A 21,077-nucleotide genomic window follows, 5' to 3' on the forward strand; every position below is an offset into this window, starting at 1 on the left:
TTGACACATGCTAAAGCTTTTACCTTATTTAAAGCCCTACTGGAAAGCTACCCTGCTGGCCCCATTGTTCATGCTGTTAGAGGTTTATATGGATCTTTTGCAGCCCAAGTACATGGCCAGCATCGTCGATCAAGGTATCCTGACAGGAGACCTTGCCCACATCCAAAAGACAGGCGCCATCATGCTCGGTGTCGCATTAATTGGACTGATTGGCGGTATCGGATGTACGGTCTTTTCCAGTACCGCTTCACAAAATTTTGGAGCCGACGTGCGTAAGGATTTGTTTACCAAGGTTCAATCGTTTTCCTTTGGTGTTCTGGATACGTTCAAGGCAGGATCACTTGTCACCCGCTTAACGAACGATGTCGTTCAAGTCCAGGGAGTCGTGCTGATGACGCTGAGGATGCTGGTACGTGCTCCTCTGCTGGCCATTGGCAGTATTCTTATGGCAATTATAATCAGTCCTCGCCTTGCATTGATACTGGCAGTCGTTATTCCATTGCTGGTTCTGGTCCTGGTCATCATTATTCGCAAGGGTTTTCCGTTATTCAGTAAGGTTCAAAAGAAGCTCGATACCGTCAATACCGTTCTACAGGAAAACTTGACAGGTATTCGTGTCGTCAAAGCTTTTGTTCGTGCTCATTATGAAATTAAGCGCTTCCGTAAATCCAACGATGCTTTGATGGACATATCGATTAAAGCTACGCGGATTGTCATGCTGATCATGCCGATTATGATGCTCATCATGAACGCAAGCATAGCAGCGGTTATTTGGTTCGGAGGGCTGCAAACCTGGCAAGGAACGCTTCAGGTAGGCGATCTGGTCGCTTTTATCAATTATGTCACACAGGTTCTGTTCTCCCTGATGATGGTCAGCATGGTATTGATGAATGTTTCACGTGCCAAAGCTTCGGCTGAACGGATTCATGAAGTGATGGAAACCGAGCCGGAAATTACGAACAAAGCACATGCACAAACCAATGTGATCCGCGCAGGGAAGATCGAATTTGATCATGTATCTTTCGCCTACAACACTTACACCGATGATAAGGACCCTAACGGGCCTACACGACAGGAAAATGCGCTGACCGACATTAATCTCGTATTTGAACCTGGTCAAACTGTCGCTATTCTCGGGGCAACCGGCTCTGGTAAAAGCTCGCTGGTGAACCTGATCCCAAGGCTCTATGACGCGACTGAAGGAACAGTACGTATTGATGGTATCGATGTCCGTGATATGGACCTGACCCATTTGCGCAGTGAAATTGGAGTTGTCTTGCAGGAAGCTATTCTCTTTACAGGGACAATCAGCGAAAATATTGCCTTTGGCAAACCCAATGCCTCGCAGGAAGAGATTGAGGAAGCGGCCAAGGCGGCGCAGATCCATGATTATATAGCCAGTCTCCCTGATGGTTATCAAACGATCATTGGCCAACGTGGTGTGAACCTGTCCGGTGGTCAAAAGCAGCGGGTATCGATCTCACGAGCCATCCTTGTCCAGCCTGCCATTCTTATTCTCGATGACAGCACGAGTGCGGTTGATCTTGGTACGGAATCACGAATTCAAAAAGCATTAAAAAATCAAACCAAACGAAGCACGCGAATCATCATTGCACAGCGGATTTCCTCCGTGCTGGAGGCAGACACGATCGTAGTGCTGGATGAAGGCAGCGTTGTTGCTCAGGGCACGCATAATGAGCTGATGGAATCAAGTCCTGTTTATCAGGAAATTTATAGATCCCAATTAGGAAAGGAGGCGGTTGTCAGTGGCTAACGATAACAATCGGCAGCGCGGGCACGAAGATACCACTGCAAGACCTGCAGGTGGACCTCCTGGTGGCATGCCTCCGATGGGGATGGGCGGAGGCCCGATGGGTGGCGGTCCCGGCCGCGGCATGATGATGCAGAAGGCACGTGCCAAGAATACCAAGGGAACACTTCGGCGGCTATGGAATTATTTGCGGCGTCAACGGCTCGGTTTGATTGCCATCGTTGTGCTTACGCTTTGCAGTACATGCCTGACACTGGCCGGACCTTACCTGATCGGTGTTGCTATCGACCAATATATCATTCCGCAAAATTATAGCGGCCTGCTCTGGCTGTGCCTCTCTCTACTCGGTGTGTATGTGCTCAGCTCGGCTATGTCCTGGATTCAACTGTATGTCATGACCGGCGTGTCGCAGCGTACGGTTTGGGAGCTGCGCAATGACTTGTTCGAGCACCTGCAGCAGCTGCCGCTCCCTTATTTCGATAGCAAGACACATGGCGAGCTCATGAGCCGGACGACCAACGATATCGAAAACGTGAGCAACACTTTGAATCAGACGGTGACACAGCTGCTTTCAAGCTTTTTGACGGTAATCGGAGCCATTGTTTTAATGCTTAGTCTGAATGTATGGCTGACGCTCGTTAGTCTTGTGGTCATACCGATGGCGATGCTGTTAACGAGCCAAATTGCCAAACGGACGCGAAAGCATTTTTCCAGTCAGCAAAAAAGTCTCGGTGAATTGAATGGATTTATTGAAGAAACGGTTTCCGGACAAAAGGTTGTCAAAACCTTTAATCGCGAAGCCAAAGCAACGGAACAGTTTCATGCCATTAACTCCAAGCTGCGGGATGTCGGCAGCAAGGCGCAGATCTTATCCGGGTTTATCGGCCCTGTGATGAACGTTATTAACAATATCAGCTACGCGCTGGTTGCAACCGTAGGTGGCTGGATGGCATTTAACGGCTTGGTTACCATCGGTGTTATTGTCAGCTTCCTGAATTATTCGAAGCAGCTGGGACGGCCGATCAATGAGCTGGCAAATCAATTTAATATGATCCAGTCAGCCTTGGCCGGTGCGGAAAGAGTGTTCGAGGTCATGGATACACCAACCGAATATGAAAGTACCCATGATCAGGAGAAGCAGCTGCAAGCGGTCAAGGGCGAGGTTATTTTCAACGATGTGTCCTTCAGCTATAAAAAAGAGGTTCCCATTCTCAAACACATTTCGTTAACGGCTCTGCCAGGGCAGACGATAGCCCTTGTTGGACCTACCGGAGCCGGCAAAACCACGATCGTTAATTTGCTCACGCGCTTTTATGATATTGATAACGGGATCATTACCATAGATGGAGAGAACCTGCGTAATCTGGAAAAAGACAGTCTGCGCAGTCAGCTCGGAATCGTTCTGCAGGATGCCTACTTGTTCTCGGATACGATACGTGAAAATATCCGTTACGGAAGGCTGGATGCAACCGAAGCTGAGGTCGAGAAAGCCGCTCAGATGGCCAATGCTGACAGCTTCATCCGCAAGCTGCCTCAAGGCTATGATACGCTGCTGAGCGCCGAGGGCAGCAATCTCAGTCAAGGACAACGTCAGCTAATTACGATTGCACGAGCCATTCTGGCTGATCCGGCTATCCTGATTCTCGATGAAGCTACCAGCTCAGTGGATACAAGAACCGAGATGATCATTCAGGAAGCGATGAACCTGCTGATGAAAGGTCGCACCAGCTTCGTAATTGCGCATCGACTCAGCACGATTCGAGAGGCCGATCTCATTCTGGTGATGAATGGCGGGGAAATTATTGAGCGCGGCTCGCACAAGGAATTACTGGAGGTTAAAGGCTTCTACTACGAATTGTATACGAGCCAGTTTAATCGGGCTGGTTAGCCCGTTGTCCATCTCTACTCAAACTCAGACAAAAAAGAGCCTTCAGGCCACGACATTGTGGTTACTGAAGGCTTTTTCTTGTCCAATGCTTGTTATCCGATTATGGTTTCACATCGTAAATTTTGTACAAATCGTCCAGCATCAGGTTCGCTGCTTTCACGCCACCTGATGTATTCCAGGTTGCATCACTAACCTTGACCAGCTTGTTTTCTTTCACAACCTTAAGGTTTTTCCAAAGCGGATCGTTCATCCACTCCTCTTCTTGCTTCTTGCCTTTGCCATCCCCAACATCGTAGGTGAAGTAAAACACCTTTTCCGCCGTATCCAGCTCAGTCAAACGCTCCTTCGTAATATCTTCAAACGATTTCTCATCGCTTTTCGGATCGTTCCGCGGAATACCAATTTGCTTGAAAATGACGCCTGAGAACATATCTCCGTAATAATATCTTGTTTTACCGCCCATGAACCGTACTACCGCTACTTTTTCCTTCAGCTTGTCGCCTGCTTTTTGTTTGAAGTCATCGATACGTTTATCGAATGCACTGACGACTTTATCGCCTTCAGCCTTTTTGTTCAATGCGTCCGCATAAACTTGAAAATTACTCTTCCACTCACCACGAAGTGTTTCTGTGTATACCGTAGGCGCGATCGCCTTCAATTGCTCGTAAATTTTCTCATGGCGCATTTTGTTGCCGAGGATCAAATCCGGCTTTAATGAAGCAATAAGCTCCAGATTCGGCTGTGATTCGCCACCGATGTTTTTTACACCTTCCATATCGGCTTTAATATGATCGTACCAAGGGTTTCCATAATAGGAATCTACTGCGGCAATCGGCTTAACTCCCAGTGCAAGCAGAGCTTCCGTTCCCTCATTTGTCAGTACGATGACCTTCTTCGGTTGTGCAGGCACTTCTGTCTCACCCATAATATGCTTAATTTTACGAGGACCTTCGGTTGTTGCAGCCGCAGGTGCCGCTCCTGGCTTCGACGTGTCTGCCGGCTGAGGTGCCGCAGATTGTCCGCAAGCTGCCAATACGATAGATAATACAAAAACGACGGCAATCAGTGCTGCCGATTTGATTCGAAATGAACCATTTCCAGAAAACATGTAATGAACCCCCTATTTTTCTCATCAAAGATGCACGATAAATAAATGATAATAGTTATCATTTATCACGGTTTATTTTAGGGGAAGCACACGCCGCTTGTCAATCTTTTTTTGATAATGATTCTCAAAGTCATTGACAGGTGATCACTAGCCTCATTACAATATACGTAAGCTAGATCATTTAATTTTATAATATCAGAATGTATAAGTTTTCAGCAGAGCTGAGTATTCTGATATTGCAAGAAAAGCAACCTATTGGACACGAATGTATCTTCACCGAATAGGCTTCGATCAAAAGCTTTTCTTATTATTTATCAATAAGCTTAACTCAGACAGGAAGCAGGCAAACGACTGAATGATGCGAAAAGAACTTCTAACATCTCCCTTTAAAATCGCAGGCTTGGTGATTGCCCTTCTCTTATTGGCAGTTGCATTTGTTTGCAGCCTTAAGTTCGGCATTAACACCTATTCGTGGGCCAAGATTGTTGAAGCCTACACAGCATTTAATGGGTCCAACGAGCACATCATTATCCAGACAACCCGCATGCCGCGGGCATTAATCGGAGCGCTTGTCGGCGGAAGCCTGGCTGTAGCCGGAGCTCTGATGCAGGCCATTACCCGCAATCCGTTGGCATCTCCCAGTATTTTTGGAGTGAATGCCGGGGCCGCTTTTGCCATTGTGTTGGCTGTCGTGTTTTTTAACGTCACCAATTTGACACAATATACGTGGATCGCTTTTTTCGGAGCAGCGATTAGTGCTGGAGGCGTATATCTATTAGGTTCAATTGGGCGCGATGGCTTGACACCTATCAAGATTACACTTGCCGGTTCAGCGATGACTGCCTTCTTTGCATCCTTGACACAGGGAGTTCTGCTCTCCAACGGCAAAGCATTTGATCAGGTGCTGGTGTGGCTGGTCGGCTCGGTTGCAGGGCGTACGATGGAGATGTTTGATTCGGTCTTCCTTTATATGCTTGCAGCCTTAATCGGCGCAATTGTGCTCGCACCGCACATTAACGTGTTGGCGATGGGTGACGATGTTGCCAAGGGGCTTGGACAAAGTACGATTTTTATTAAAGCGTCCGCCGCTATAGTCATTGTCATACTTGCCGGGGGCTCCGTTGCTCTCGCAGGTCCGGTTGTATTTATCGGCATCATCATTCCCCATATCGCGCGCTTTCTGGTAGGCGGGGATCATCGCTGGCTTATCCCTTATTGCGCTGTTCTCGGGGCGCTGCTGCTCGTTAGTGCTGATGTAGGTTCCCGTTTTATTGCCATGCCGAAGGAAGTCCATGTTGGTGTGACGACTGCATTGATTGGTGTTCCTTTCTTTGTATATATTGCTCGCAAAGGAGGGCGCTTCTAAAATGACCACATCCAGCAAATATATGACGGTTCGCAGCAAAGCGTATTCGTTTCTCGTCAGTAAAAAAGCAATAATCGTTTCTCTAGCGCTTTTCATAGCCGTAATCGTGATTTTCATTCTGAGTACAGGCATCGGCAGTGTATACATAACGCCTATCCAGGTGATTCGCTCCATATTCGGTTCGGGTGAAGACTCCAATATGATGATTGTTCGTTCTCTGCGGCTTCCACGTATTGTTGTTGCTGTATTGGTCGGTGCTGCTCTGGCGGTTGCCGGCGCACTGCTGCAAGGGGTTATTCGCAATCCATTAGCCTCTCCGGATACCGTAGGTATTACTGGAGGAGCTACACTTGGAGCCGTCTCATTCTTTTATTTCTTTTCTGACAAAATCAGTATTCATCTGCTGCCGGTTTTTGCTGTTGCTGGAGCCTTTGCGGCTGCTCTGATCGTATATGTATTGTCCTGGAAGCAGGGTGTGACACCGCTGCGATTGGTTCTGATCGGTATCGGCTTCTCGGCGGCTATGAGCGCTCTGTCGTACATGATGATGATTTCAGGCCCTATTATTCTTGCCAATCAGTCCATGACCTTCATGACGGGCAGTGTGTATGGTGTGTCCTGGGCCAAATCTGTCATCCCTCTGCTGCCTTGGATTGTCGTGCTGCTCCCTCTGATGTTCGTATATTCACGACATATTAACATCCAGGAATTCGGTGAAGACATTGCCCGCAGTGTGGGCAGCCATGTTCAACGTCAAAGATTCCTGTTATTAATTTTCAGTGTAGCTCTCGCAGGTGCGGCTGTGGCCTTCGGTGGGGCTATCGGATTCATCGGACTGATGGGTCCGCATATTGCCCGCAAGCTTGTAGGTCCAAGCTTCGGTGCTCTGCTGCCAGTATCCGCGCTAATGGGAGCCATTGTGCTGCTGGTCGCTGATTTGATCGGCAGAACGATATTTACGCCGCTCGATATTCCGGCTGGTGTGTTTACAGCTTGCATAGGCGCTCCATTTTTTGTTTATCTGCTCTATCGTACTCGCAATCGGTAGCCAACTGTCTGCTGCGGCGTAGCTGAATCTTTAACCATACTGCTTTATATAAGGAGACCTGAACATGACGGCTATTCAATCCAAGGATTTGAGTTTATTTTACGGGGATACATGCATTTTCAAAGATCTAGATATAGCCATTCCAAAAGGAAAAATCACCGTATTTATCGGTAGCAACGGTTGCGGCAAGTCTACACTGCTCCGCTCGCTTGCAAGGCTGCTTAAACCGAAGAGCGGACAGGTCGTGCTGGCCGGCAGCGATATTGCCACACTCTCCACCAAAGAGGTTGCCCGCCGTATGTCCATTTTGCCGCAGGGGCCATCTGCTCCTGAAGGGTTAACCGTGCTGCAGTTGGTGAAGCAAGGCAGATATCCTTATCAAAATTGGCTGCAGCAATGGTCGGTTGAGGATGAAAAAGAAGTCCGCCGCGCCTTGGAATTGACCCATATGGATTCATTATCCGAGCGTACTGTGGATTCACTATCCGGAGGACAGCGGCAGCGGGCCTGGATTGCGATGACATTAGCCCAAGGCACACCTACGATCTTGCTGGATGAGCCTACAACTTATCTGGATCTGGCTCATCAGATTGAAGTACTGGACCTCCTCTACGATTTGAACCAAAAGGAGCAGAGAACTATCGTAATGGTGCTGCATGATATTAACCTTGCCTGCCGTTATGCCCATCACGTGGTCGCGATCAAGGACCGCAAGGTGTATGCCGAAGGACGCCCGGAGCAAGTGATCAACGAAAGGCTCATCCTGGATGTGTTCGATCTGCCCTGCCAAATCATTCAGGACCCCTTATTCCAGACCCCATTAGTTGTCCCTTATGGCAAAGGCGTTAAACCGACCCAACAGCAGCCGTTAGAGCCTGTTAGTGTCCATTAAATAGAACCGAAGGAAATTGCAAAAGCCGATCAAAGCGACTTATGTCCCTTTTGACCGGCTTTTATCATTGAATTCAATCCTGTTGAACTCCATCTTATTTAAATCTAATCCCAGCTTTATCTCAACCTGATCTCACAGCTTGTAAATATCCCCGTACTTCTCCTGGAAATAGTCAACCAAATAATCGGGATTCAGCTCTTCGCCAGTCACTTCAGTAATTATTTCAGTTGGTGTAAGCAGCTTCCCATGACGATAAACCTTCTCAGACAGCCACTCCTTGATTGGAATCAGATTCCCTGCCTCCAGCAAGCCATCAAAATCCGGCAGCTCCTTGCGGATCGTCCTCATCATTTGAGCCGCGTACATATTCCCCAGCGCATAGGAAGGGAAATAACCGAAGGCTCCACCAGACCAGTGAACGTCCTGCAGCACGCCTTCTCCATTAGTAGTGGGTGCAATACCCAAATAATCCCGATATTTCTCGTTCCATACCTCGGGCAGATCGGCCACTCGAACCGATTCGCTGAACAGTTCTTTTTCAATTTCATAACGGACCATAATATGTAAATTATAAGTCAGCTCATCCGCTTCAATTCGGATCAGGGAAGGCTTAACTTCGTTCGTAGCCCGATAAAAATCCTCCACACGTACAGAGTCAAATTGTCCAGGATAATGCTTCTGCACATCCTGATAATATCGATTCCAGAATGGGCGGCTACGTCCGATCATATTTTCCCAGAAGCGTGACTGCGATTCATGAATCCCCATCGAAGTGCCGGTGCACAGTGGTGTGCCGATCAAATCAGGCGAAATATTTTGCTCATACAAGGCATGACCGCCCTCATGGATCGTACCAAATAAAGCGCTGTTCACATCATCCAGTAAATATCTGGTCGTGATTCGCACATCTCCCGGATTTAAGCCTGTTGCAAATGGGTGCACGGTCTCATCAAGTCTTCCCGCGTCAAAGTCATAGCCCATTTGTCCCAAAATGAATAGACTGAATTTCTTTTGCTGCTCTTTATCAAAGGTCTGCTTCAAAAATCCGGTTTCAGGCTTATGCTTAGAGGCTTGAATGGCACTCAGCAATGGGACTACCTTCTCACGCAGTGCGCCGAATACTTGATCCAGCTTGGCTACGGTCATACCCGGCTCGTACATGTCCAGCAGCGTGTTATATTTGTGACCTTGATATCCCCACAAATCGATAAATTCGAGATTGGCTGCAACGATTTTTTCCAGATAAGGCTGAAAAATAGCATAGTCGGAATTGTGCTTGGCCTCTTCCCATACCGACTCAGACTGTGAGGTCAACACCACATAATCCTGGTATTTTTGCGGGGGAATGCGTTTGCTGCGGTCGTAATCCTTTTTACATTCGGCAACAATCTTACGCTCGACACGGTTTAACCTGGCATCCTGCTCCGGGTCTGAGAAGTAATCCAGCCATTCTCCCATTTCGTTTGCAACCGACATTTTGAAATGCTCACCGGACAGTACTCCGACGACTTCAGAACGGGTAGCTATCCCTTTCTTGGGAGCGCCGGTTCGCATATCCCAATAAATCAGGCCAATGGCTTCCTCATAGCTTTTCATTTTTTGGAGATACTGCTTGAATTCATGCAATTTGTGCTCAAATTGATTGGTTGTCATTGAACTTCCCCCTTTATTCAAGTTACTATTGATCATACTTCTTAACTAAAAGAGAAGCAAACCCTTTAAGATTGTGGTAAAATATAAGGATGTAAACTGATGTCACATCGTATCCATTCAGTTATGCTACACACAACACTTATGGAGGAAACCATATGCATATTACATTTACGGACGATGCCGTTCAACAAATTACTCATCAATTGCCTGCTGGATCGGGTGAGCTCAAGCTCGTATTTGATTCTGAAGGCTGTGGCTGCTCAGCCAATGGTGTGCCTTCCTTGTGGATCGTCGACAAACCCGAAGAGAATGACCTTAGAGCAGGCGGTTCTCCCTTTGAATTGTGGTATGAAAAGAAACAAGAGGTATATTTTGAGGATAACATGACATTGGACTACCGCAGCGCCAATAGAAGCTATGTCTTAAAGAGCAACGGGCAAATTTACAACAGTCTCATGCAGCTGATAGATAAAAGAGAAAAAGCAAACTGATTTCAGATAGGATTAGCAGCATAAGGTTATACTGCACACTAATAATCGGAGGGGTACCATGGATTCCTTAATGTCAACCATTATTAACCACAATCAGCAGTTTGTTGATAATAAAGATTATGAACAATATCTTACGACCAGATTTCCCGATAAAAAGATGGTCATTGTTACTTGTATGGACACACGATTGACTGAGCTGCTGCCGCGGGCCATGAATTTGCGCAACGGTGATGCCAAAATTATTAAAAATGCCGGGGCTGTCGTTACCCATCCGTTTGGAAGTATTATGCGGAGTATTATCGTGGCCGTATATGAGCTTCAAGCCAAGGAAATTTTCGTTGTTGGCCACCATCAATGCGGCATGATCGGTCTGAATGCGCCTGAGGTACTGGAGAAAGCCAAAGAGCGCGGAGTAACCGAGGAAATGATCGAAACCCTTCATCATGCAGGTATTGATCTGGCGCGATTCCTGAGAGGCTTCGATGATGTTCAGGATAGTGTGCTCAGCAGTGTGAAGCTGATTCGCAACCATCCCTTGTTACCCAAAAATCTGCCAGTTCACGGTTTAATTATCCACCCTGAAACCGGTAAGCTGGACGTCGTAGATAACGGATATGACTGGGGAACAAAAACTTCCGTCTGAACCCATAGCTCTTCATACACAAAGGACTGTCGGCGTTATAGCCAGACAGTCCTTATTAACGTTCAGGTATTTGTTCCTTCCTGATCTTCGCTTGAAGTAAATCGATGAGCTGCTGCTCGACATTTTTGCCACTCCCGAGTCCACCAGACGAAGATGGCGAGTGTGGCGTGTTTTCGCGGGTACCCTCCTCTGATGGTGGCAACGGCTTTTTGTCAAATTCAGCATCCCGCCGCCGCACTTCGAACTCATGGATCATGGCTTCGCGTTCCTCTACACTGGAAGGATCCTTTTTCTTGAATTCCTTCATGTTCTGCTCCTTGATACGAATCCGTTCCTGAAACTCATTAACAAATCCCTTCTGCTCGGCTGAGAGCAGCCCGATAATCAGCAGTTGATCCGCTTGTTCCAGCTCTCCGACACGACTATTGCGTTCAACCATCGGCAGCAGCTCTTTGGCTTGCTTGATGCTTAATCCCAAATTTTCACGACGATCCATCTGAATCAGGCTTTGAAATAAGATGACCATTTGCCTTTCGAACGCATTCTGGATTTCGTCTCTTTGAACTACAGCTTCCGGGAGCTGGAGGCTGACTGGTGCTGGATGGATACACCCGTTTAACAACATGATGAAGCTGATGCCAATCCATCGCAGCCGCCAATTCCCCATGGGATCGCCTCCTAAAATTATCGCAGTAAATTAATTGCATAAGCAGATACATGCCTTGTTTATTCAATCACACGTTCCATCTGTTATCAACAGCATATAGCGCAATTTCGATGAAACTATGAGAGATTTGTGAATATTATGTAAAATCTTTTTCAAGGTTTCTATTGAAGTGACTCGCATTAAATATGGTGCTAGATTCCTATTTTTGATATAGTTGGAAGTGGTACAACATACCCATAACCTCAGTCCATGAGGAACCTTTAGGAGGAACGCAACATGCTGCTGCAAAAAGGACAAAAAATCGATGTCACCAAAAATCGAAATCATAAACATGTACAGGTTCATATTGGCTGGAAAACGGCTGATACCCGTATTGAGGCGGATGCTTCTGCATTTTTATTATCCAGCTCTGGTATATGTGCGCAGGATGAAGATTTCATTTTTTATGGAAATCCTGTAAGCTCTGATCGTTCAGTGTCGTATACTGCAGGCAGTAACGCCCAAAGTGGACAATTCACAATGGACTGGAGCCGATTATCCTCCTCGATCCATAAAATTGCGCTTACGCTAACGATTCATGAAGGCAAGAAATTAAACCAGTATTTTAATCAAGTATCCAATACTTATCTGGAGATTATTGACCCGAGCGGTAAAGAAACGACGATTACATTTGAGTTCGGCAAGGATCTTACCAAAGAAACAGCGATTGTTGTCGGAGAGTTTTATCTACATAACGGGGAATGGAAGTTCAGCGCGATCGGCAGTGGTTTTTTCGGAGGATTAGACGACCTATGCAAGCATTACGGACTTGAGGTTATAGATACGCAGGAAGATGCAGGTCATGATACTGTTGCAGCTGAATCTGCCGCTGCAGCCGCGCCCCCTGTAGAAACGAAAATTAATCTCAACAAAATTGACCTACTGAAAAAGAAAGTAGAAATCTCTCTTGCCAAAAATAAGATCTCGAACGAAAAGGCACGCGTTGCCGTTGTCTTTGACGATTCGGGTTCCATGTACTACCTCTATCAAACAGGCACCGTTCAGCGTGCCTTCGAAAAAGTGTTAGCTATCGCATCCAGCATGGATGATGACGGGCAGCTTGATGTGTGGTTTTTTGCGGATCAAAGTAAACGGACCGGAAGTGTTACTGCCGCCGATTATGAAAACTATGTAGAACGTACACATATAATGGGTAGTGTTGGATTCGGAAACAACGAGCCAGCAGTCATGCGTGACATAATCAAAAAATATAGCAAAGAGGAGCCCAATGATCGCGTCCCCGCTTACGTTGTCTTTTTCAGTGACGGAGGCATCTATGAAACGGAAGAAATAGCGGAAATCTTGATTGAAAGCTCAAAGCTGGGGATTTTTTGGCAATTTGTAGGATTGGGACAATCTGACTATGGTGTGTTGGAAGAGCTGGATGACCTGCCTGGTAGATTCATTGATAATGCAGACTTCTTTGCACTTGATGATATTGATACCGTCAGTGACAGTGAGCTGTATGACAGATTGTTCAATGAATACCCGCAATGGCTTGTACAAGCGAGACAAAAACGAATTCTCAAATCGTAGCAGCTACCAGACCGTGGAAGTTCAGAGAAACAGATTGGGCATGGCTCACAATAAAAGGCTAGCGAGTATGAAGACTAAGCTCCTTCATGCTCGCTGAGTGGAAATGACAGCTTAAACTCGGTTCCTACGCCTACCTCACTCGCAACCTCGATCGTACCTTTCATTCCGTTAACCAGGTGCTTCACGATAGTAAGCCCAAGCCCCGTGCCCTCAGATCGGGAAATTCGTGAATGCTCGGCTTTATAGAAACGCTCCCAGATCCGCTGCAGCTCATCGCCCGATATGCCTATACCCGTGTCAAGAATATAGATCGTTCCGTTTCCATCCTCTTCACATACACGAACTGTAATCGTCCCTCCCGATGGAGTGAACTGGATCGCATTGTGCAAAAGATTTTGTAAGATTTGTGCAAAACGGTCATCGTCCAAATTGGATACGATCGGACTATAGCTTTCTTCCGGAAGCTGCTCCAGCAGGGTAATTTTTTTGTCAGCCAGGGTCGGCTTGATCAGATCCAGCACTTCACGGGTTTTGCCTACGATGTCCATCGGATAGGTCAGAAAAACATCCATACCATTCTGAATTCTTGCCAGATCCAGCAAATCATTAACAAGACGCTGCAGGCGCTGTACCTCGTAATCACATATTTTTAAATAATGTCCGTATTTATCCTCGGGAATAATCTTGTCATTCATTGCGATGATGAGCCCTCTTAGCGAGGTTAGAGGTGAACGCAGCTCATGGGATACATTAGCCAAAAACTCCTGCCTTGCATCCTCCCAATTCACCAACTGATCCACCATGAAGTTAAAGCTGCTGGCCAGCTCACCTATTTCGTCCTTGGAGGTCACGGGCACTCTTACTGTAAAATCTCCACCTGCAAGCTCAAGCGCCGCCCGGTTCATCTGCTGCAATGGCCCTGCCAGCTTACGGGAGATCACGTACAGGATCAAACCTACCGTCAATAATGAAAATAACAGTGGGACCGAAATATTCCAGCGTACAGCAGCTAGCGCTTCACTGACCTCAATGGCAGGCACATTCAGAAAAATCACAATCGGCTTACCGTTCAGCTGCGATGGAGCATAATAAGTCAGGGTGCCCCCTCGCGCCCGCTCATCCAGCTTGTATTCCCCCGCTACGAAGCCTGCCTGTCCCTTCAGGCCATCGATAAACAACGTATCCACAACCTTCGGAATCAGCGTACCTTCACGCTCTGACGAACCATTAAGAATGATACCCGAGCTATCGACAAGCCAGACCTGACCATTAATGCTTCGGGCAATAATCCGTACACCAAATCGCATTTCACGTGTTGAAATCGTTCCTTCCTGAATTGATGGCAGCAGCTTGGCGACTTCACCAAAACGGGAGGAAAGCATCTCTTTTTTATCCTTATAAAACAAATCGGTAAAGTAATAATTCCAGAACACGGCCAGTCCGACAAAAAATAAAATACACGTGACCAGGAACGTTAAGAAAATTTTGATATAAAAGCTGCTAAACCAAGGTTTACGCATGCTGCATGACCTCGAATGAATAGCCGATCCCCCAGAGGGTTTGAATCGCCCAATCGGTGCTGGCACCCAGCTTTTTGCGTAAATTTTTGACATGAGCGTCTACCGTACGTGTGCCTCCGCTAAAATCGAAGTTCCACACATAACCAAGCAAGTCCTCACGCGAGTATACCCTCCCCGGATTTGAGGCCAGAAAATAAAGCAGCTCGATCTCCTTAGGGGTCAAATCAATCCGTTTGCCATCCAAGGTGACCTTGTATTGACCTGGATCGATCATCAGAGCTCCCATTCGCAGCAATTTCTCGCGGTCCTGCTCGGAGCCCGTATTTGCAGTCGTATTTTGCAATTGTGTCCGACGTAATACAGCTTTAATTCGGGCAATCAGCTCATTGGGATCAAACGGCTTTACAATATAATCGTCGATACCCAGGTTGAAGGCCCTTAGCTTGTCTATCGACTCGCCTTTGGCCGTGAGGAAAATAATAGGCGTATGCGCAAGAGCTCCCGATTCACTGCGAATACGGCTGCACAGCTCAAAGCCGGAATGATCCGGAAGCATCACATCCAGAAGCACCAGATCCGGCTGCTGAACCCGTACAGTTTGCAGCACCTCCCCACCTCGATAAGCGATGATCGGCTCATAGCCTGCATGCTCCAGATACAATCGGATGACTTCGACAATATTCGGTTCGTCATCAACAATCATAATTTTACCGTGCTTAGACTCTTTACTCATCCTTTGTCCCTCTTTGCTAACAGTTTGAGCTGCCTGCTGCGCTCCCGCTCCAGAATAACGGGTGCACGGTCCCGCAGGGTATGCTTATGGATAAGCTGTGTGTTGCTTAGATCACTGGGTCGAAGCCAGGTCAGCTCGTTCACGCTGCAATGCTCCAGGCAAAGCACCTCCAGCTGCGGGTCTGCAAGCGGGATATCCAAATCCTTGTATTGCCTATCATCAGGATTCTCCAGTGCCTCCAAGCGCCCTGAAAGTCTGGTGCGAAATACCTCTGCCTCTATACCCAACTGTACCAAATCTGCATCCTTCAACTGAGTGAGCGCGCTGCGCAGCATCTTCTCAGCTCCTGCGTAATTATGCCTGCGCCAGTGGTATAACGAAACGGCAACCTGGATCAGTCCTACATAGGTCGAAGCGCATAGATCACCGGGATGGTCCTTCCAGTATTCTTCCAATACCTCATGGCATTCAAAATAATCTCTTTCCGCATGAAAGTATATCAGATAATTGATATAAGCCTGTGGATATTTCTGCATACCGATAACCGCCTTTTCCATACATCCGACATAGCTGTAGCTACGGGTATTCTTATTGTATCAAGAAGGTCCGAAAACGGAAACTACTGATTCAAATTCGTCCACAGAATTGTTACTTTTATCAGGAATAATTTTCCTTCCTATTATTTTCCTCGCAACTTCTTAGTGCTATATTGCGTTTAATAGATTAGTAACTAGTAGAAAGAGGCTGATGCAACTTGAAGCGCAATACCGTTCTGGTCCTATCCATATTGGCGCTGCTCCTCACTTCGTCCGGTACGGCTATGGCCGCTGATAAGACGTCTAAATATCGGGTTTATCAGGATGACCGAATTTTAGTAGAAACCTCCGATTATAGCACTGCCGAGAATTACGCCAAGCAGTTTACAAGCACGCATGTCGAGGAAATCAGCACACGTAAATGGCTGTGGAACAACTATCCTCGTTATAAATTGTATCAGAATGGAGTAAGCAGCTCCGCTTGGGAATTTGCTACGCTTGATCAAGCTATCAAGGAAGCCTCCAATTGGGGACATGCCAGTATTCGCGATCTTCGTTCCGATGGATGGGTTTGGAATAATTATCCACAGTACCGCTTATATCAAGGTGATTTCACACTGGATTCCTGGGAATTCACTACATTGGCCCAAGCCAAAGCCGAAGGCGCCAAATGGGGCAATGTACATATCATCGATCTTCGCGACCACCAGTGGATCTGGGACAACATTCCGGAATCCAGCAAAAGCGAGCTTCGTGCAGGACCCAAGGTGTACCAGGTATATCAAGGCAAGTCCACCCAGGATAGCTGGTCCTTCGCTTATTTGGAGGATGCCGTTCGTGAGGCTGCAGCATGGGGAAATTCCAGTGTAGTCAGATCAGATAAGAACAACCAGACTATTTTATCCAATGAAAAAATGTATAAGGTTTATCAATATTCGTCACTGCTGAATTCCTTTCTTAGCCTTGATGACGCCATAGCCTACGCAAAGTCTTTTGACCATACTCGTATTACTAAGAATGATTCACCGAAAGACATTTGGACTAATTATCCCTACTACCAGGTATTCCAAAATGATAAGTGGATCTCCGACTCGTCGATTTTGCCGGATGCTGTTAATTACGCGCTGAGCTTCAGCAATGCCTCCATCCGACTGTTGGATGATAGCTATAAGGTATGGGACAATTTCCGGATGCTGCAGTTCTGGGGTTGGAACGGAAGCTCCAACAATGATACGATTCGCGGGCATGTGAACAATACAGTAGGGCTGGACGTAGTGTCACCAACGTATTTTACGCTTGCTGATGCATCAGGCACTCTGACGGATACGTCCAATAAGGAAACCGTCGCTTGGCTAAAAGCGCAAAACGTTCGTGTATATCCATTAATTAACAACCAGTTTGACGCCGCGTTAACGACCAAATTTCTGGCTGATCCAGAAGCGCAAAAAAAGTTTATCCAAGCATTGGTAAGCAAGGGTGCTCAATTGGGTGTCGAAGGCTTGAACATCGATTTTGAAAGTGTTGCCGGCAAGGATCGTGCTCCATTCACAGCCTTTGTCAAAAATTTGACGGCTGCCGCGCATGCTGAAAGTCTTAAAATTTCTATCGATTTGCCGCGCGGCAGTGTGAAGTGGAATGCGCAGACGGCTTATGATCATGAGAAGCTGGGAGAAACCGTTGATTACATCATCACGATGACGTATGATCAGCACTGGAGAACCGGACCTGAAGCCGGCTCGGTAGCCGGGCTGCAGTGGGTCGAGGAAGGTGTTCAAGAGTTCCTGTCATACGGTATTCCGAGAGATAAGCTTATTATGGGAATTCCTTTTTATGTGCGTGAATGGCAGATCGATGAAAGTGGTCAGCTCGTTGATAACCGTGCACTGCTGATGAAGGATTTACCCGCTTTGATCAAAAGTAAAAAAGCGACTCAAACCTGGGATGACAAATTTGGCCAATATCGGGTCGAGTATGAGCAGGATGGGAACAAAAGAGTATTCTGGCTGGAGGATGAGGCCACCGTTAAGGCTCGTCTGGATATCGCCAAAAAATATGATCTCGGCGGCGTCGCAGCCTGGAGACTCGGATACGATTCAGCCGATCTGTGGAAAATGATGATTCAGCAAAAATAAGCTTTTCGTAGTATGTAGTATAATGAATTCTGAACGTTACCCTGAACGGAATCAACAAAGCCCGCAAGCAACGGTATAGACCGTATACTTGCGGGCTTTGTCATAAGCAGGACCATTCCCATGAAGGTGCAGGGCTGGTTACCGATTAACCATGCTTCGTATGCTGCAGGGTCTGGACAAAAATCTCTTCGATATGTGAATCATCCAGTGAGTAAAAGACGGTTTTGCCGGCTTTACGACGCTTCACGATTCTCATATTGCGAAGATAGCGCAGCTGATGGGATACTGCAGATTGTCCCATATCCAATAGTACGGATAGGTCGTGAACACAGAGCTCCTTTTGAAGCAGTGCACCAATTAATTTTACGCGAGTCGGGTCGCTGAATGCTTTAAACCAATCGGCAAGCTGAACGGCCGACTCCTCATCAATCATCTTTTCTCTAACTTGATTGAGATCTGCTTCCGAGCCAAAACACGATGATTCACAATCCTCGACTGTACCAAGGGACGGTTCCATATGATCACACCTTCCAATCCAGACAACTATCCCTGTATTATAGCAAATTAATCAACCGAACGGAATCATTCATATTGGTTACATGATAGGTACCGGCTGCCCGACGGTATGCTTATTCATCATTTGTATCAAATATGCTATTTCCAGAATGAGTGCAACCCTACCGTTGCCCAGGATGGTTGCTCCCGTTATAAATGGTATCTTGCCTAAAAAAGTCCCCAGCGTTTTGATCACGATTTCTTGATTGCCTAACAATTCATCGACTGCGAGAGCAAGCTTCTTCTCCGCAGATCCGACCACGACGATTGGTATGAATTTACCCTGCACATTGCTTTTGTCCAATTGCAGCGCATCATGCAGCCATATGAGAGGAATCACCTTATCGCGGATAACAATTACATTTTCACCACGAACGGTTTGAATATGCTCCATCGGTATGCGGACGATTTCAATAACGTTATTCATCGGAATGACATAATCACGGCTGCTAACCTTTACCATAAGTCCTGTAATAATGGCCAGAGTCAGCGGAATTCGTACTGTAAAGCAAGTTCCCTGCCCTGCTTTCGAGTCGATATCGATCAATCCGTTCAACCGCTCAATCTGGTTGCGGACAATATCCATCCCAACACCGCGCCCCGATACCTCGCTAACAGCCGCAGCCGTGGAAAATCCCGGACGGAAGATCAGGCATATCGCATGATAGTCCGAAAGCCGTTCAGCCTCCTCTTCGGTAATAATCCCTTTACGCAGTGCGGAAGCTTTCATCTTGTCAGGCAAAATGCCTGCCCCATCATCCTCTACCGTAATGACAACCTGATTGTCCTCATGAAACGAATTTAAGCGGACGCGCCCTTTTACTCTTTTCCCTTGGCTCGCACGCACATCAGCCGCTTCGATACCATGGTCCACTGCGTTGCGTATGAGATGGATCAAGGGGTCCCCGATTTCTTCGATCAGCGTACGGTCGAGCTCTGTTTCCATTCCTTCCAGCACCAGCTCAATATCTTTGCCAAGCTTCTGTGACAAATCTCTAACCATCCTTGGGAAACGGTTGAATAAATGCTCAATGGGCAGCATCCGCGCTTTCATCACACTTTCTTGCAGCTCTTCCACGATGCTTGACATATGATCGCTGATGTCGCTAAGCCTTTCCACAAATTCCTCGTTCGCAAACCGCCTGGATACCGACTGCTTCAGCTGGGAGAGCGATGTCTGGTCAATCAGCAGCTCTCCTACAAGATTCATCAGATGCTCCAGGCGTTCCACACTGACGCGTATCGTTTGTGGTCCCTGCTTGCTCTTATCCTCCTGCACCTGTGCTTTGGGAACAGACACTGCGCTGCTCGGCTTATTTGACGGCTTGTAGCTTTCTACCTTAACCAGCCTGACGTCGGTGAGTGTAGATAACTGCTCCTGAACGTCCTTTATATCGAGAGAGGTGCTTATGAGAAATATGGATTCTGAATATACGCTATCCTCGGTCTCTTGGTAATCCACAGCAGACGGATCGGAACAAATAACCGTACCGTAGCTTGCAGTTATTTCCTGAGTCGTGAGCTGAAACCGGGCAGCCATCATCGGACAATCGTCACTCAGGTTGATCTGGACTTTCAACAGCTGCAGCCCTGATTCTACAGCTTCCTCCACCTGCAGCGATTGCTCCAGGGTTAGCTCCGGCAAGCTTTTGGATGGAATCGGTTTTGTGGGTGCTTTCGTGAAATTCTGAAGATCATACACCAATTTTGAAATATCGGAATATGAAAGTCCACGCATATACTCGTCACGTAATGCTTTCAAAACATCCAATGCGTTAAACAGTAAATTAATGAGCGCCCCATCGACCTCAAGCTTCTTTCCCCTGATCATATCCAGCAAATGCTCGACTTCATGTGTCACTGACTTCATTTCATCAAAGCCCATCGCAGCCGAGGAGCCTTTAATCGTGTGTGCGGCACGGAAAATAGATTGGACGGTTTCTTCTGCTGCTTCCTTTTCCATCGACAGCAGTTCTTGCTCCATTCGGTCAAGCTGATCCACCAATTCTTCAATAAATGCTTCCCGATAGGCTGACAAATCGTTCATACGTAACAGCCTCCCCTAGTCGCGCAGCAGCACTTCATCCAGTTTTAAAATCCCGACCAGCTTGTTTTCACGAAGTCCGATCCCTAAAAAATAAGCTCCGCTCACACCTCCTAGATGATCCGGCGGCGGCTGAATATCGGGAAATGTGGTTACTTTGTTCACTTGATCAACAATGATCCCAACCGACTCTTCCCGGTGCTTCACTACTACAATACGTGTTGTTTTTGTAGCCTGCTGTTCCGGCAAGCCGAACAAATTCCTGAAGCTGACAACGGGGACAACCTTGCCTCTTAAATTAATGACACCCTTCACATAAGGCTTACAATGAGGAATTTCTGTTATCGTCTGCATTTTAATAATTTCATGAATTTCTTCAATTCTGACGGCATATGCCTCAAGTCCGACAGTCATCTCAATATATTGGTCCTGCTGTACTGTTGCCATAAGAATCA

Annotated in this window: 18 protein-coding genes; 9 read left to right on the forward strand and 9 right to left on the reverse strand. The window is 46.9% G+C overall.

Annotated elements, in window-relative coordinates:
• The first annotated feature begins 7 nt into the window (after positions 1-7).
• Both NST47_RS23505 and NST47_RS23510 read left to right on the forward strand, forming a co-directional pair.
• Positions 8-1,774 carry an ABC transporter ATP-binding protein gene (locus NST47_RS23505; RefSeq protein WP_341157299.1) on the forward strand — a complete coding sequence of 589 codons (1,767 nt, stop codon included), beginning with the start codon at positions 8-10 and terminating at the stop codon, positions 1,772-1,774.
• 67 nt (positions 1,775-1,841) lie between these two features.
• Positions 1,842-3,659, forward strand: coding sequence for an ABC transporter ATP-binding protein (locus NST47_RS23510; RefSeq protein ID WP_445667479.1), 1,818 nt, complete (start codon positions 1,842-1,844; stop codon positions 3,657-3,659).
• A gap of 100 nt (positions 3,660-3,759) precedes the next feature.
• On the opposite strand, the gene NST47_RS23515 is transcribed toward NST47_RS23510, so the two are convergent.
• Complete coding sequence (locus NST47_RS23515) at positions 3,760-4,767, reverse strand: ABC transporter substrate-binding protein (RefSeq protein ID WP_341157300.1); 1,008 nt, start codon at positions 4,765-4,767, stop codon at positions 3,760-3,762.
• A 358-nt stretch (positions 4,768-5,125) separates the two neighbouring features.
• Here NST47_RS23515 and NST47_RS23520 point away from each other — a divergent pair, with 358 nt between their 5' ends.
• The 3 genes from NST47_RS23520 (at position 5,126) to NST47_RS23530 (ending at position 8,073) form a co-directional block, all read left to right on the forward strand.
• Entirely contained in the window at positions 5,126-6,133 is a 1,008-nt protein-coding gene (locus NST47_RS23520; RefSeq protein ID WP_076228863.1) for a FecCD family ABC transporter permease, read from the forward strand.
• Position 6,134: 1 nt separating this feature from the next.
• Positions 6,135-7,181, forward strand: a complete 1,047-nt coding sequence (locus tag NST47_RS23525) for a FecCD family ABC transporter permease (RefSeq protein WP_341157301.1) — start codon at positions 6,135-6,137, stop codon at positions 7,179-7,181.
• A gap of 64 nt (positions 7,182-7,245) precedes the next feature.
• Positions 7,246-8,073 (forward strand): ABC transporter ATP-binding protein, encoded by an 828-nt coding sequence (locus NST47_RS23530; RefSeq protein ID WP_341157302.1) that lies wholly within the window; start codon positions 7,246-7,248, stop codon positions 8,071-8,073.
• A gap of 132 nt (positions 8,074-8,205) precedes the next feature.
• Here the strand turns inward: NST47_RS23530 and NST47_RS23535 are convergent, their stop codons facing one another.
• Complete coding sequence (locus NST47_RS23535) at positions 8,206-9,726, reverse strand: carboxypeptidase M32 (RefSeq protein WP_341157303.1); 1,521 nt, start codon at positions 9,724-9,726, stop codon at positions 8,206-8,208.
• Positions 9,727-9,881: 155 nt separating this feature from the next.
• Between NST47_RS23535 and NST47_RS23540 the strand changes: the two genes are divergently transcribed.
• Positions 9,882-10,217, forward strand: a complete 336-nt coding sequence (locus NST47_RS23540; RefSeq protein ID WP_341157304.1) for an iron-sulfur cluster biosynthesis family protein — start codon at positions 9,882-9,884, stop codon at positions 10,215-10,217.
• A gap of 58 nt (positions 10,218-10,275) precedes the next feature.
• Positions 10,276-10,860: a beta-class carbonic anhydrase gene (locus NST47_RS23545; RefSeq protein ID WP_341157305.1), complete on the forward strand. Its 585-nt coding sequence runs from the start codon at positions 10,276-10,278 to the stop codon at positions 10,858-10,860.
• A 55-nt stretch (positions 10,861-10,915) separates the two neighbouring features.
• On the opposite strand, the gene NST47_RS23550 is transcribed toward NST47_RS23545, so the two are convergent.
• On the reverse strand, positions 10,916-11,527 hold the full coding sequence (locus NST47_RS23550) for a hypothetical protein (protein WP_341157306.1): 612 nt from the start codon (positions 11,525-11,527) through the stop codon (positions 10,916-10,918).
• 276 nt (positions 11,528-11,803) lie between these two features.
• Here NST47_RS23550 and NST47_RS23555 point away from each other — a divergent pair, with 276 nt between their 5' ends.
• A complete protein-coding gene (locus NST47_RS23555; RefSeq protein ID WP_341157307.1) occupies positions 11,804-13,102 on the forward strand; it encodes a VWA domain-containing protein in 1,299 nt (432 codons plus the stop codon).
• Positions 13,103-13,176: 74 nt separating this feature from the next.
• Here the strand turns inward: NST47_RS23555 and NST47_RS23560 are convergent, their stop codons facing one another.
• From NST47_RS23560 to NST47_RS23570, 3 genes are read right to left on the reverse strand one after another with little or no spacing between them, the layout of a single operon-like run.
• The gene (locus tag NST47_RS23560) at positions 13,177-14,622 is read right to left on the reverse strand and encodes a sensor histidine kinase (RefSeq protein WP_341157308.1); all 1,446 of its coding nucleotides are present in this window, start codon (positions 14,620-14,622) and stop codon (positions 13,177-13,179) included.
• On the reverse strand, positions 14,615-15,355 hold the full coding sequence (locus NST47_RS23565) for a response regulator transcription factor (protein ID WP_341157309.1): 741 nt from the start codon (positions 15,353-15,355) through the stop codon (positions 14,615-14,617). Before NST47_RS23565 ends, NST47_RS23560 begins: the two co-directional genes overlap by 8 nt.
• Positions 15,352-15,891: a DUF309 domain-containing protein gene (locus NST47_RS23570; protein ID WP_341157310.1), complete on the reverse strand. Its 540-nt coding sequence runs from the start codon at positions 15,889-15,891 to the stop codon at positions 15,352-15,354. Before NST47_RS23570 ends, NST47_RS23565 begins: the two co-directional genes overlap by 4 nt.
• Before the next feature lie 218 nt (positions 15,892-16,109).
• Between NST47_RS23570 and NST47_RS23575 the strand changes: the two genes are divergently transcribed.
• Complete coding sequence (locus NST47_RS23575) at positions 16,110-18,023, forward strand: glycosyl hydrolase family 18 protein (RefSeq protein WP_341157311.1); 1,914 nt, start codon at positions 16,110-16,112, stop codon at positions 18,021-18,023.
• A gap of 145 nt (positions 18,024-18,168) precedes the next feature.
• Here the strand turns inward: NST47_RS23575 and NST47_RS23580 are convergent, their stop codons facing one another.
• From NST47_RS23580 to NST47_RS23590, 3 genes are all read right to left on the reverse strand, one after another.
• A complete protein-coding gene (locus tag NST47_RS23580; protein WP_076228463.1) occupies positions 18,169-18,540 on the reverse strand; it encodes an ArsR/SmtB family transcription factor in 372 nt (123 codons plus the stop codon).
• A 78-nt stretch (positions 18,541-18,618) separates the two neighbouring features.
• Complete coding sequence (locus NST47_RS23585) at positions 18,619-20,625, reverse strand: chemotaxis protein CheA (RefSeq protein WP_341157312.1); 2,007 nt, start codon at positions 20,623-20,625, stop codon at positions 18,619-18,621.
• 15 nt (positions 20,626-20,640) lie between these two features.
• Positions 20,641-21,069 (reverse strand): chemotaxis protein CheW, encoded by a 429-nt coding sequence (locus NST47_RS23590; RefSeq protein ID WP_341157313.1) that lies wholly within the window; start codon positions 21,067-21,069, stop codon positions 20,641-20,643.
• Between the last annotated feature and the right edge of the window lie 8 nt (positions 21,070-21,077).

Source organism: Paenibacillus sp. FSL H8-0034, from assembly GCF_038000305.1.
In the GTDB taxonomy this organism is placed as follows: Bacteria; Bacillota; Bacilli; order Paenibacillales; family NBRC-103111; genus Paenibacillus_S.

Bases quoted from the DNA above. Each gene is read 5' to 3' on its own strand.
- NST47_RS23555 (WP_341157307.1), top strand. From the start codon at position 11,804: ATGCTGCTGCAAAAAGGACAAAAAATCGATGTCACCAAAAATCGAAAT.
- NST47_RS23550 (WP_341157306.1), bottom strand. From the start codon at position 11,527: ATGGGGAATTGGCGGCTGCGATGGATTGGCATCAGCTTCATCATGTTG.
- NST47_RS23545 (WP_341157305.1), top strand. From the start codon at position 10,276: ATGGATTCCTTAATGTCAACCATTATTAACCACAATCAGCAGTTTGTT.
- NST47_RS23535 (WP_341157303.1), bottom strand. From the start codon at position 9,726: ATGACAACCAATCAATTTGAGCACAAATTGCATGAATTCAAGCAGTAT.
- NST47_RS23585 (WP_341157312.1), bottom strand. From the start codon at position 20,625: ATGAACGATTTGTCAGCCTATCGGGAAGCATTTATTGAAGAATTGGTG.
- NST47_RS23515 (WP_341157300.1), bottom strand. From the start codon at position 4,767: ATGTTTTCTGGAAATGGTTCATTTCGAATCAAATCGGCAGCACTGATT.
- NST47_RS23565 (WP_341157309.1), bottom strand. From the start codon at position 15,355: ATGAGTAAAGAGTCTAAGCACGGTAAAATTATGATTGTTGATGACGAA.
- NST47_RS23590 (WP_341157313.1), bottom strand. From the start codon at position 21,069: ATGGCAACAGTACAGCAGGACCAATATATTGAGATGACTGTCGGACTT.
- NST47_RS23540 (WP_341157304.1), top strand. From the start codon at position 9,882: ATGCATATTACATTTACGGACGATGCCGTTCAACAAATTACTCATCAA.
- NST47_RS23570 (WP_341157310.1), bottom strand. From the start codon at position 15,891: ATGCAGAAATATCCACAGGCTTATATCAATTATCTGATATACTTTCAT.
- NST47_RS23525 (WP_341157301.1), top strand. From the start codon at position 6,135: ATGACCACATCCAGCAAATATATGACGGTTCGCAGCAAAGCGTATTCG.
- NST47_RS23505 (WP_341157299.1), top strand. From the start codon at position 8: ATGCTAAAGCTTTTACCTTATTTAAAGCCCTACTGGAAAGCTACCCTG.
- NST47_RS23520 (WP_076228863.1), top strand. From the start codon at position 5,126: ATGCGAAAAGAACTTCTAACATCTCCCTTTAAAATCGCAGGCTTGGTG.
- NST47_RS23510 (WP_445667479.1), top strand. From the start codon at position 1,842: ATGCCTCCGATGGGGATGGGCGGAGGCCCGATGGGTGGCGGTCCCGGC.
- NST47_RS23530 (WP_341157302.1), top strand. From the start codon at position 7,246: ATGACGGCTATTCAATCCAAGGATTTGAGTTTATTTTACGGGGATACA.
- NST47_RS23580 (WP_076228463.1), bottom strand. From the start codon at position 18,540: ATGGAACCGTCCCTTGGTACAGTCGAGGATTGTGAATCATCGTGTTTT.
- NST47_RS23560 (WP_341157308.1), bottom strand. From the start codon at position 14,622: ATGCGTAAACCTTGGTTTAGCAGCTTTTATATCAAAATTTTCTTAACG.